Origin of the sequence: Chryseobacterium sp. MEBOG07, assembly GCF_021869745.1 — a bacterium.
Lineage (GTDB): Bacteria > Bacteroidota > Bacteroidia > Flavobacteriales > Weeksellaceae > Chryseobacterium > Chryseobacterium viscerum.
Map to the genome: position 1 here is coordinate 1,399,200 of NZ_CP084579.1, position 12,488 is coordinate 1,411,687.

Below are 12,488 nucleotides of genomic sequence, written 5' to 3' on the forward strand. Positions count from 1 at the left end.
ATTGATCAATACATGAAAAAACAAAAAGGTTTAATGAATGTACTGAATAAAAATAATATTTTTGTAGGATACCTAGGAGGAGTGATGAAAGTAAAATATCTGATACTGTTATTGATTGTATGTAACGTATTTTATGCCCAAACAAACAGAATTGAAAAAAATATTTCGGAAGAACGGACTTATCAGGAATTGGAAAATGAATTCTATGATGTGAAAACTACAGATATCAACAGAAGGCGGAAAATCGCGAAATGTTATCTGAAAAAGGCCAAATCGGAAAAGAATAATACTTTCATTGCTGAAGGCTATGTCATGGCTCATTTTGACGAAACCTTACCCAACGCATTAAAATACCTGGATAGTTTAAAGACGATCACCAAAAACTCCAAAGAAAATTATTACCCGGCCAGAACCTATTTATTAAGAGGAAATCTTTATCTAAAAGTCGACAATCTTCAGGCAGCATTGAATAATTATATCTTAGGTCTGAAATACGCAAAAGAAAAGGAAAATAAAAGGCAGATTGCCATGGCAGATATCAGTATTGCTTCCCTGAATAATTACATCGGGAAGCACGCTGAAACAGCAAAAGTACTTAGGTATTATCTGTATAATGCTAATTATATGCAGGAGGAGGAGCATAATCATATCAGACTCCAATTGGCGGATGCTTATATAGAAATCAATAAAATGGATTCTGCCTATATATTGATTCAGGAAGGTTTGCAGGCTTCTAAAAAAAGTAAAAATGACTATGCTTATCATCAGGGGCTAGGTTTATTAGGCTACTATCATTTGCATTCAAAGAAATACCAGCTGGCTATTGATAATTTATTGGAATGTAAAAAATTCTTCTTCACTACAGAAAACCCAAGTAATAGAAACGAAAATTATACGCTCTTAAATTTAGGAAAATCCTATGCAGGGCTTCAGGAAACGGATAAAGCAATAGAATGTTTTACAAAAATTGACTCTATGGTTCTTAAAACTGACTATGTTTATCCTGAACTTAGAGACGTTTACACCTATCTGATTGACCACTACAAAGCAAATAATGATAAAGAACAGCAATTGTACTTTGTAGAAAGGTTTTTAAAAGTAGATCATGTACTGGATTCCCAGTTTATGTATATTTCCAGAGAACTTCCTAAAAGGTATGATGCACCGAAACTGGTACAGGAAAAAGAGTCCATTACCAATGAACTTCAAAAGAGAAAGAACCTTTTTTATATTGTTCTTAGTATGCTGTTGATATCACATTTATTATTTATCAACGTTTATTTTAAATATAAAAAATCCGAAAAGAACTATAAAAAAATTGCTCAGGATCTGATTCAGTCTGTTAATGAAAATAGATTTGGTAAGAGGAATGAATCTGAAATCAAAAAAGAAATTCTGGCTGAACCTCTTTCCATAGAAAATACAGGAAATCCAGAAGACAGAACATCCAGAACAATTTCTGAAGATATTGCCCAAACCATTTTAAAAGAACTTGAAATATTTGAAAACAAAGATCAGTTTTTGAACAAAGGAATTACGTTGGGAAGTCTTGCAAAAAAAATAAAAACAAACTCCAAATATCTGTCGGAAATTATCAATACCTACAAAGGGAAAAACTTTGCAACGTATCTTAATGATCTCCGTATTGACTATGCCATCAGTCGACTGGCCAATGACAGGAAATTCAGGTCCTATAAAATTCCTTTTATTGCTGAAGAATTAGGATATAATAATGAACAGGCATTCACTTTAGCCTTCAAAAAACGAACCGGGACACCCCTTTCTATCTATCTGAAAGAAATTGAAAACATGACTAAGATTTAGGGTTAGTTTGTTTATTTTCAATTGTTTACTATTTATAGATTCATGATTTTAGGTATATAAATTTATGAATCTATAAACCATTCACTTGTATCATTATTTCTCTTGCTGCATCTTTGCTTCAGGTAAAAACACAACACCTTTATTTTGTATGTGCACAGTACAAGATATCAATTCCAGATTGCTGATCAGTAAAAAGTAAATCAGGAATTGTATAACAGAAATTATTAACGAAACTGATCATTGAGAAATGAAAATCAGTTAAAAAAACAAAGATGTAAGTAGCGAAGAAATGTTCATAAATTAAAAATGTAAAGTATAGTGATTGTGGAAAATCATGAAACAAGTAAAACAAAACCCGTTGAATCCTTCACAATGTTTAAAAGTATAGTATAGTCTAAAAATGGATGAATGACCGGTAGTTTACAATCAAATTATCACTTAAAAACTAATAACCATTTCAGTACAGTAAAACTAATTCCATGAAAACTTAGAGTAAAAATAAAATTTTATTCTTTCTAAAAGTGATAGTGTAAGTGTGTTAACTCCGGGTCAATATGGGTTTTTATTGAAGTTCAGGATCATATTATGTGGAAATGTAACCTAAAAATGAAGAAGAGTCTGCAGAAGGAAAAGGTAAATTTCCTGAACTGAAAGTTTAAATGCTTGTTAAATGATTTTTAAAGACGGCGCAACCATCAAGTTGCGCTGTTTTTTTGTAACTTTGCAGACATTAATTTTTATATAAAAAATTTATCATCAACAAATGAAAAAGCAAACGATCAAAGAAATCCTAAAGGATTACAAGAAAGTATTACATCATGACATTACAGTTTACGGATGGGTAAGATCATTCCGTGCCAATCGCTTTATTGCGCTTAATGATGGTTCTACGATTAATAATTTGCAGATAGTTGTTGATTTCGAAAATTTTGATGAAACAATCATCAAGAATATTAGTACTGCTTCTTCATTGAAAGTTGTAGGTGAAGTGGTGGAAAGCCAGGGAGCAGGACAGTCTGTGGAAATTATCGCTAAAAAAATCATCATTTTAGGAGATAACTTTACGGAAGAGCTTCAAAGCACGATTCTTCAGCCTAAGAAGCACAGCCTTGAGAAACTTCGTGAGCAGGCACACTTAAGATTCAGAACAAACCTTTTCGGAGCGGTGTTCAGAGTGCGTCATGCAGTAAGCTTTGCAGTTCACTCATTCTTCAACCAAAACCAGTTCTTCTACATCAACACACCGATTATTACAGGAGCAGATGCAGAAGGAGCAGGAGAAATGTTTGGGGTAACGAACTTTGATCTGAACAACATGCCGAGAACTGAAGAAGGAGACATTGATTTTGCACAGGATTTCTTCGGTAAAAAAACAAACCTTACTGTTTCAGGACAGCTGGAAGGAGAAACTGCAGCAATGGGATTGGGAAGAATTTATACTTTCGGACCTACTTTCCGTGCTGAAAACTCTAACACGACAAGACACCTTGCTGAGTTCTGGATGATTGAGCCGGAAGTGGCATTCAACAACCTTGAAGACAATATCGACCTTGCGGAAGATTTCTTGAAATATGTGATCCAGTATGTATTGGATAACTGTAAGGATGATCTTGACTTCTTAGACAAGCGTTTTGAAGAAGAGCAGAAGACAAAACCAGAAAAAGAAAGAGCGAAAGAAGGTCTTATCGAGAAACTTCAGAATGTAATAGCGAAGCGTTTCAAGCGTGTAAGCTATACAGAAGCCATCGAAATCTTATTGAACTCTAAAGAAAATAAAAAAGGAAAATTTGCTTACCCGGTTGAAAAATGGGGAACAGACCTTCAGTCTGAGCATGAGAGATACCTTGTAGAAAAACATTTTGAAAGCCCGGTAGTATTATTTGACTATCCGAAAGAAATCAAAGCTTTCTATATGAAACTGAACGATGACAACAAAACCGTTGCTGCTATGGATGTTCTTTTCCCTGGTATCGGTGAAATCATTGGTGGATCAGAAAGAGAAGCGAGATTGGATGTTTTAAAACAGAAAATGGCAGATATGCACGTAGATGAGCACGAACTTTGGTGGTATCTTGATACCCGAAAATTCGGTTCTGTACCGCATGCAGGCTTTGGTTTAGGATTGGAAAGATTAGTTCTTTTCGTAACAGGAATGACAAATATCAGAGACGTAATTCCTTTCCCTAGAACACCGAAAAGCGCTGAATTCTAGCACAATAAAAAAAGCCTTAATCACAAGTTAAGGCTTTTTTTATTCTTTAATAGTTTATTATATTAGGATAAGTAATGCAAAAATCATGCTAAATGTATTTTTTATCAAATAAATTTATTAAATTCGTAGAATATGTTATGTTAAAACGCAAATAAGAATATGCTTAAACAACACTTACAACTCAAATTAGGACAGAAGCTGGCCCCTCAGCAGATCCAGTTGATGAAGCTTATTCAGCTCCATACTCTTGAATTTGAAGAGGAGTTGGAGAGAGAGTTAGAAGAAAACCCAGCTTTGGAAATTGCAAAAGAAGAATCTAAGGAAGATGAATATTCTTCCCTGGAAGACGCTTATCAGGATGAGGGTACGGAAAGCATCGAAACAGATTTCGACGTCAATGAATATATCTATGACGACGAACCTAGCTATAAAACCGCATCCAGTAACTATTCTCCGGATGATGAGGAATTTGATAACGAAAGTCTTCTGACAGAAGGACAGTCCTTATATGACTATCTTACAGAGCAGATTCACCTGGTGAATATCAGTGATGAAGATCTGAAGATTGCAGAATATCTTATCGGAAACTTAGATACAGACGGATATCTGAGAAGAGAAATCAAGTCTATTGTGGATGATCTGGCTTTCTCACAGGGAATTTATACAACGAAAGAAAGAGTAGAGGATATCCTTGAGAACTATGTTCAGAAACTGGATCCATCCGGTGTAGGAGCAAGAGGTCTTCAGGAATGTTTACTCCTGCAGATTGAAAAGAAAGTAAGCTCTGATAAAGCAGTTTCTTTGGCTGCCAATATTTTAAGACATCAGTTCGAAGCTTTAACGAATAAGCATTATAATAAGATCATTCAGAAATATGATATTGAAGAAGAAGATCTGAAAGATGCCTTGGATGAAATTTCAAAACTGTCTCCTAAAGTAGGAGGGAATTTTGATACCCAGACGATTACAATTAATCAGGAAATTATTCCGGATTTTGTGATTCAGGTAAAAGACGGCCTGGTAATTCCTATGCTGAACAGCAAAAATGCACCTACTTTAAGAGTTTCTGAAGAATACAAAGATATTCTGACGACTTATTCTCATGATAAAAATTCATCAGAACATAAGCAGGCTGCATTATTTATCAAGCAAAAACTGGATGCTGCAAAATGGTATATCGATGCGATTAACCAGCGCCAGAATACGTTGTTACAGACGATTACAGCTATTGTAAAATTCCAGAAAGGTTATTTCATTACCGGTGACGAAAAGTCACTGAAACCAATGATTTTAAAGGATATTGCAGATATCACAGGATTTGATATCTCAACAATTTCAAGGGTAGTAAAAAGTAAGTATGCAGATACTCCTAACGGTATTGTATATCTTAAAGATCTATTCTCCGACAGCTTAACGAATGATGATGGAGAAGAGGTTTCTACGAAAGAGATCAAAACTCATCTTCAGGAAGTTATCAGCAAAGAAAATAAGAGAAAACCGCTTACAGATGATGCTTTAGTGGTTATTCTAAAAGAACAGGGCTATAATATTGCAAGAAGAACGATTGCAAAATATCGTGAACAGCTTAATATTCCTGTCGCAAGATTAAGAAAAGAACTTTAATAGTAATACATAAAAAAGGTGAATAGACAGATTCACCTTTTTTGTATTTTAAATTCATCTGATACCACTAGGAAATCAGAAATATATTGTCACTTATTCTTTTGAAGAGATTAAATGTATTGATCTGTTTTCCGTATTCTTTGCTTTCCCAATATACTTTTCCGTCTTTATAATCATTCATCAATACAAAGATTCCTCCATTGATTTTTAAGAAAGCAATAGCCGGGAAACTGAGTTCTTCAATATCTTCCCAGTCATCCAGCCTTATCACCATTGCTTCAATATCAAAATCATTCTGTAGTATATTGTAAAAGCTAAGGAAATTATAATCATCTACCGATAAGGTATAGTCTTGTATTTTTCCTGCTTTTTTATGCTGTTGTATAAATTTCTTCAACAAAAAATTAAAGGACAGTAAATAATCATATTTTGCAATCATAGATGTTGAAGTTTTTTAATAAATATAGTAGGCGTTCTCTGTGATACGATTCTTTATACTCTTTATGCTTATCTTATAGGGAATATCTTCCTGGTTTTTATAATGAAAATCTATAGTACTGATATTCTTTTTGCTTACTCCGATCCATTGGTTATCCCTAAGCTTATAAAGAGAGAATTGATTATAATGGAGTACGTTTTCGCCTTCGTTAATAATGATGAGTTTGTTCTTATCCTGTGGATAAAAGGTAATATGTGTTTTTCCAATCTTGTAAGACTGTTCTTCCAGAAAATTGACATGCTGCTTTTGGGTATAAGCGAGAAGCTTAGATTTCAGTAGTAAAAATCTGTATCGTGCATGGGTTACTCTTTTCTCTATTTTTCTCCTGATCTTTTTTAATGGATAAGAAATTTTGTTAGATTTATAATGAATTCCTTGTGGAGAAATGGAAAAATTGCCCTTTGCTTCAAAAGGATCTATAAAGAAATACGGATTGTCCTTAAGATTGATAAGGTGAATCAGCAGGTATTGCTTTTCCGTTACGGTATTGAAAATATTACCTTCTACCCAATGATGGGTTACATTAGAATAAACAAACTCCTGAACAATGTTTTTATGATAATATTTAATTTCTTTTTGAAGCTCCAGCCTTCTTACAACAAGAGTGAAACTTTCAATTTCGGTCGTTATTTCTGTAATATCTTTGGTATGAACAAGATTAAATTCAAAGTTGCATTCGTCAAAACAGAAATGACGTGTATTTTGTAAAACATGGGCGTAATCTTTACTTTGTTTGAATAGATTAATGCACTGCTCATTGTTTTTCAACAAGGTAAAAAATCCGGCAGGATAGTTTTTGTGGGGTGAAATAACATCATATTTTTCCAATAATTTCTCTGTGATAAAATATCGGATATTCCCGAAAATAATATCAATGTCACAGTATCCCCAAAAGTCGTATTCCTTTAAATATTCCTGAAATATCAATCCATAAGTAGGCTTAAAATCACACAATTTGTAGCCATCCAGAATGTTGATAGCAAGGTTCAGTTTTTCGCTGGCAATTGTACTGAATTCAGCAAGATTATTGATCTTTATAAAATGGACATTCGGTAAATGGAAAGGAGCTTCCAGGTTGGTGAATAATAAAAAATCAACATCCGGATTGTATTTGCAGCTGTATAAAAAATGGGTGAAATACTCAGGCCAGCTTTTGCCAAAATAACAGTTTATTAATGCGATTCTGGTCATCTTACGTCAGTTTTTTAATATTCAGCAATGAGTCATAGCTTTTATGTAAAAAATAATACAGGATAGACTCATGGATATTCGGTTTCGAAGCAAATGTTCTGTTGATAAACATATGGATATAACTTACCACCAATGATTTTACCATCTGCGGAGACTGCAATTCCTTAATTTCAACAATGTAACGAGCTGTTTTTTTAGTTCTGGCATTCAGAATTTTAGAGAATTCATCTGTACCAGCCAGAAGTTCCAGTGTCTGATGTCTGTGATCCCTATACTTATCTTTCAATGTCTGTTTAGAATGATCATCAAGCATGTTTCCGTATCCGTTGGCGAGCTGGTGTAAGATGTCTCTTTTTTCCGTTATAGGGTAGCCGAAATCATCAAGAATACGGTTGATTCCTGCAACGGCAGCTTTCCAGATGGGAGTTTCTGTGTATTCAGCTTCTTTCATTAACTGGCAGACACATTCGCTGTCGAAGTAAAAAATACTTTCCATCTGATCTATTGTGGTTTCACCATATCGCTCAATCTCCCTGTTGTAGGTATCCAGAACAATTTTATGGATAATCATTTCTCTGGTCAGATATTTGTCAAGCAACTGATAGATCTGGCTGGAAAGAGTATGATCCTGCGATGTCGTCAGGAATCTTATTCTGATGTGCATATCCGGATCGCTGTAACGGATAAAGAACCATTTTTGTATAATTCCTTTTTTAACAAGTCCATTGGCGAATTTATAGATGGTATCTTTAATGATCTGATCCGAAACTTTTGTACTGCAATAAATCTTATAAAAAAGCCACTCACTTCCGGGAACAAAATTTCTGACCACTGTATTTTTTACAGGGAAAAGGGTAAGCTTATCTTTCTTTTTGCTGCTGGAATTATGCCATGGAATAAGAAATTCATTGCTGTGTTGATTTCCGTTCTCATCCTTAGTCACAGTCTTGTATTGTCCAGAAAGATTTTCCAGCACCCTGATCTGCTTTTCTTTCAATAGATGGTCAAAGAGAATTTCCAGTGACAGGGCATTGTTTGTAAATACGGGAAGTTCCATGTCTTTTTCTGTGAAAACACAGATTTCAGGAATGTTTTTCTCCGTTAAATACTCTTTAAAAACCTGAATAGAAGCCTTCTTGCCTTTGAATATTTTATTGTAATCCAACAGCCATGAAGCTCTCGACAGAATCACGTTATGGATCATTATTCTGGGTAGATATTCATAATTGACAAACATGCCCCAGTTCCAGTTGTAGGAAGGCGTCATGTGCTGGTACTGAAGATCACAGAGAAAATGATACATCGGTACTTTATGCAGGTTATAATTATGTGCAGATGAAAGACTTGGAATAACTTCTTTATTATATTTTTTAGAACGAAGAACAATTCTGTCATTTTTAACAGAAATCATAATATCATTCAGATAGATGGGTTCGCTATCTGCATTGTGACGGTTAATGATTGGGATTTCATGTTTCCTTAAATGCGGTCTGATCGTAATATTCCCGACTCTTGGCTGCGGATTGTGTACCACTTCAGCAATGATTTGCCCGTCAAAGAAAGACTCTTCTTCAGACAGCGCATTTTTTACTGATTCCTCCAATTGGTCATCCATATGACAAAAGCGTCCCAAATAAGTGGAAGATGAAGGTCCGTCACTGAATTTATGGAAAATAATCGGCTGTCCTTCCTGATCTTCATAGATATGTACCAATGAAGACATTGAGAAAGGAATATTTTTATTCTCTTCTAAAAATGGATGAACTTCTTCTTGAGTAATTTGTATTAAATCTTCATTGTTTTTCAGAGCATTAATTAATTTTTCTCCTAAAAACTGGTTCCATTTCAGGGATCCCTGAATGATATTGGTCGTGTTTTCAGACTTAAATTGAATTCCGTCTGTCAGATTAGAGCTGTCATTATCCGAATGTAAAGGGTAATTGATGCCTGATAACGGATCAAGGGCTAATAGTATCGGAATTTCCTGCTGGTCATACCTTGCCGTAAATTCTTTTTTAAAGTTATCCAGAGAATCAATTGTATCAGCTGCTCCAATCTGAAAAACAGTTGAAAGTACTTTTTTAAAATCTTTAAAAATCTTCTTATCAAGCGTATTGGAAGTTTTGCCTTTCAGTAAATCGGTCTGAAGGATATTTTTTTTGTGGTTTTTAATCCCTATTGAGGTTAATATTTCAGAAATCTGATCTACAGCAAGAAATGTGTTATTGGTTTTGTTGGCTTTTTGTACAATTTCAAAAATGGTAATCAGGCTGGGGATCAATTCTGCATCCTCATTATTTTCTTTATCTGAAGGGATTTTCAAATCTTTCAAAAACTGATACATAGAATCCTGAAAATTCTTGTCAGTAACCTTGGGTGAAAGTTCACTGACAAGAATTTTTGAATCTATCAATTCGTTGATATAGTCGAAACTGTCTTCATAAGAAATGTCCTGATTAACTAATATTTCTATAATCGCAGAAAGCTTTAAACCGTCCTGACATGCTTTTATGATCGAATTCAGGTATTTGTTTTTTTCTGTAGAAATAATTTCATATTTCAACCCTGAATCCTTTATGGTAGGCTCAATATAACGGTACTTATTTTTAGTGCTGTATATCGTGTTGTTGGTATAGAATTGACAAACCTTTCTCACGTGCATATTCTCTTCCAACTTTACCGTAATATCATGCAAAAGCTGCATATCCAGTCTTGCATATATTTTATCCTGTTCTTTATCCAGGGTTATGTTTGTGCTGTCACTCCATTCGCCCATACTTACACCGGCATTGGTTCCGAAAGGGATGGTTCTGAAATGAGTTCTCAGCCAATATTTAAGCAGAGATTTTTTTATTTTATCAGCTTTTTCTTTGGACAGTTTTTTTTCGTCCCAGTTGATGAGCTGTTCATACAAATCCGGTGATGATAAATAAATGGTATTACGGAAACTTTCTGTATTGATATCCTCTTCCCACTGATCAATGTTTTTCTGTGGAAGAAGTGGTGTTCTCAGCAGATAAAAGTTCAGTTTTTCTATATCGTTGTATTTCATCCTATGTTCATTAAATAAATTTTATCCCAATCTCTGGCTTTATCGGGATACTGATAGTCCAGCAATACCATTCCTACTCCGGAAATACCTTCCAAAAGTCCTGTGTGTTCTACCCATTCGTCATTCTTAAGGTCATAAGGGAACTTTGCTCCTTTATCCAGCTGTTGTAGGGTTAAGGACATCCAGTAATCGTGTGCTTCTTTCAGTTCTGGATTTTGAAATATTCTGTGGAATTTATTGAATATATGAGAGATTCCGGATGTTCCGTGGCATATTCCAGTGTCTATACATTCATTTTTTTGGCTGTAGAAAACCCCGGACTTGTCTGCTTTTACTTTTGATAAATTCAGAATAATAGCAAGGCACATCGCCTTCAGATCCTCATCCTGCAGAACGGTGTAAGCTTTCCAGATGCTTATAGCAACTCCCAAGTCTCCATAGCACCATGCAAGCCTTTCTGATAATTGTTTTTCTCCTGTAGCGATATTGAGTTTTGAAGGAAATATGAATTGTGAATCTTTATTTTCTTCGTAAAGTTCTTTTAGAAAGTTGACACTTCCTCTTATCAGTTTTGCACACGTTTCTTTCTCACAGCCTTTATGATAGCATTCAGCTAAAAAGGAGATGATAGAAGGCTGGCCGTGGGCAAGACCAAGGTCAATGATATTGTCTTCTTTTACTATATGATCAATCCAGAAAAAGGATTGGTTTCTTTCATGTTTTAAATGGTCTATATAAGACACTATTTTGGCCGCAGCATCGAATTTTTTAATTTCAAGAAAATAAATTCCCAATCCGATCAGCCCTGTAAATAGATCGTACTCCTTCCTGTCTGCAGCGGCAGAAAGTAATTCTAAGAAAAATTCAATAGAATCTTCTTCTATATCTTCAATGTCTTCATCCGTAATAATATTGGCATTATGCAAAAGCCTCATGAAGTAGATGATGGCTAAGCTGCCGGTAGCAAATGAGGAATAAGAAGCTTCTGAAGCCATGTCAATGAGTTCCTCAATTTTTTCAATCTCAACATCATTGTTGTAAAATAATGAGTAATACCCATTTCCCAGACTGAATGTAATGTTTTCACCTTGGTCTTCATTACATTTTTCTGAAATTTGGGTCAAAAAGAAGTCAATTTTATCTTTATACATATTGGCTTAATATTTCTATAGCTGTTAAAGAATCTTTATGCGATTTCGAGATATTATTAAACATAAATTCATTATATCCGTAGAGTTCTTTAAATTCCAGCAGTTTTTCCTGAAAGAAACTTCCGTCTCCAACAAGGCTTATATTGCTTATATCGTTGTTGGTACTCCTTTTAGCAACATTGATCGCCTTTTGTTTTGTTTTATGGCAGCAGCCTGAAAAAGTAAGTACCATTGAGGGTTCTTTTCCATGTTTTGCTTTATATTCTGTTCTAAAATTTTGTAATTCTTCTTTAAGATAATCTTTGTTTGATTCTCCATGAAAGATAGATCTTGCAAAATTAAGATCATGCTCTAAAGCGACTTTTAAGCCTGAGTGTGATGATCCCATATACCATACATCCGGAATATTTCCTTTGTAAGGAGGGATAATTAAATCTTTTTTTAGAAATTCACTTTCCTCTCTCAGAAAGCTTAATGTAGATTCCAGCTTTGGAAGAAATGACGAAAAGTAGTTTTCTTTATCTACATCCACATTAAAATATTGAAGATCATATTCACCAACGAGTCCTTTAACGAACCCTAGGTCTAATCTTTTGGGATATAAACTGGATAACAACTTATAATTGTGAGCCACTCTGAATGGGCTTTGTAAGGGTAAAATAACTCCGGCGATTCCTATTTTTATTTTTTCTGTTAATCCTAATAAGATGGGAATCAGCATTTCGGGAGTAGACCAGGCCATGTCATGTGCTTTTGAAAAATAGTTTTCAGTAACCCAGAATCTGGAGAAACCGAGTTCATCAGCTCTTGTAGCATAGTCAATGATATCGTATAATGATTTCTTAGAATTGTTGAGTGAGTTTTCTCTTATGCCAAATTCTAAAAGGCCTATTTTTAATTTATTTGCCATAATAGAGCTATTAAAAGCAGCTACCC

Annotated in this window: 8 protein-coding genes; 3 read left to right on the forward strand and 5 right to left on the reverse strand. The window is 34.5% G+C overall.

Features of this window, described 5'->3' with window-relative positions; translation table 11 throughout:
- Nucleotides 1-12 precede the first annotated feature (12 nt).
- From LF886_RS06435 to rpoN, 3 genes are all read left to right on the forward strand, one after another.
- Nucleotides 13-1,824: a helix-turn-helix domain-containing protein gene (locus LF886_RS06435; RefSeq protein ID WP_236853348.1), complete on the forward strand. Its 1,812-nt coding sequence runs from the start codon at nt 13-15 to the stop codon at nt 1,822-1,824.
- A 763-nt stretch (nt 1,825-2,587) separates the two neighbouring features.
- Nucleotides 2,588-4,036, forward strand: coding sequence for an asparagine--tRNA ligase (asnS, locus tag LF886_RS06440; RefSeq protein WP_236853350.1), 1,449 nt, complete (start codon nt 2,588-2,590; stop codon nt 4,034-4,036).
- Nucleotides 4,037-4,195: 159 nt separating this feature from the next.
- Complete coding sequence (rpoN, locus tag LF886_RS06445) at nt 4,196-5,659, forward strand: RNA polymerase factor sigma-54 (protein ID WP_124534461.1); 1,464 nt, start codon at nt 4,196-4,198, stop codon at nt 5,657-5,659.
- 67 nt (nt 5,660-5,726) lie between these two features.
- Here rpoN and LF886_RS06450 read toward each other — a convergent pair whose 3' ends face one another.
- The 5 genes from LF886_RS06450 to LF886_RS06470 are packed head-to-tail and all read right to left on the reverse strand — an operon-like array spanning nt 5,727 to nt 12,462.
- Nucleotides 5,727-6,098 (reverse strand): hypothetical protein, encoded by a 372-nt coding sequence (locus tag LF886_RS06450; protein WP_236853352.1) that lies wholly within the window; start codon nt 6,096-6,098, stop codon nt 5,727-5,729.
- Between the two features lie 15 nt (nt 6,099-6,113).
- Nucleotides 6,114-7,349 carry a DUF6625 family protein gene (locus LF886_RS06455; RefSeq protein ID WP_236853353.1) on the reverse strand — a complete coding sequence of 412 codons (1,236 nt, stop codon included), beginning with the start codon at nt 7,347-7,349 and terminating at the stop codon, nt 6,114-6,116.
- Between the two features lies 1 nt (nt 7,350).
- Complete coding sequence (locus tag LF886_RS06460) at nt 7,351-10,401, reverse strand: lantibiotic dehydratase (RefSeq protein WP_236853355.1); 3,051 nt, start codon at nt 10,399-10,401, stop codon at nt 7,351-7,353.
- Nucleotides 10,398-11,552: a lanthionine synthetase LanC family protein gene (locus LF886_RS06465; RefSeq protein WP_124534453.1), complete on the reverse strand. Its 1,155-nt coding sequence runs from the start codon at nt 11,550-11,552 to the stop codon at nt 10,398-10,400. The genes LF886_RS06460 and LF886_RS06465 overlap by 4 nt, the downstream gene beginning before the upstream one ends.
- Entirely contained in the window at nt 11,545-12,462 is a 918-nt protein-coding gene (locus tag LF886_RS06470; RefSeq protein ID WP_103231652.1) for an LLM class flavin-dependent oxidoreductase, read from the reverse strand. The genes LF886_RS06465 and LF886_RS06470 overlap by 8 nt, the downstream gene beginning before the upstream one ends.
- Nucleotides 12,463-12,488: the final 26 nt, after the last annotated feature.

Excerpts from the sequence above, each read along its gene's own strand:
- rpoN (WP_124534461.1), top strand. The coding sequence starts at position 4,196 with ATGCTTAAACAACACTTACAACTCAAATTAGGACAGAAGCTGGCCCCT.
- LF886_RS06460 (WP_236853355.1), bottom strand. The coding sequence starts at position 10,401 with ATGAAATACAACGATATAGAAAAACTGAACTTTTATCTGCTGAGAACA.
- LF886_RS06450 (WP_236853352.1), bottom strand. The coding sequence starts at position 6,098 with ATGATTGCAAAATATGATTATTTACTGTCCTTTAATTTTTTGTTGAAG.
- LF886_RS06455 (WP_236853353.1), bottom strand. The coding sequence starts at position 7,349 with ATGACCAGAATCGCATTAATAAACTGTTATTTTGGCAAAAGCTGGCCT.
- LF886_RS06470 (WP_103231652.1), bottom strand. The coding sequence starts at position 12,462 with ATGGCAAATAAATTAAAAATAGGCCTTTTAGAATTTGGCATAAGAGAA.
- LF886_RS06435 (WP_236853348.1), top strand. The coding sequence starts at position 13 with ATGAAAAAACAAAAAGGTTTAATGAATGTACTGAATAAAAATAATATT.
- LF886_RS06465 (WP_124534453.1), bottom strand. The coding sequence starts at position 11,552 with ATGTATAAAGATAAAATTGACTTCTTTTTGACCCAAATTTCAGAAAAA.
- asnS (WP_236853350.1), top strand. The coding sequence starts at position 2,588 with ATGAAAAAGCAAACGATCAAAGAAATCCTAAAGGATTACAAGAAAGTA.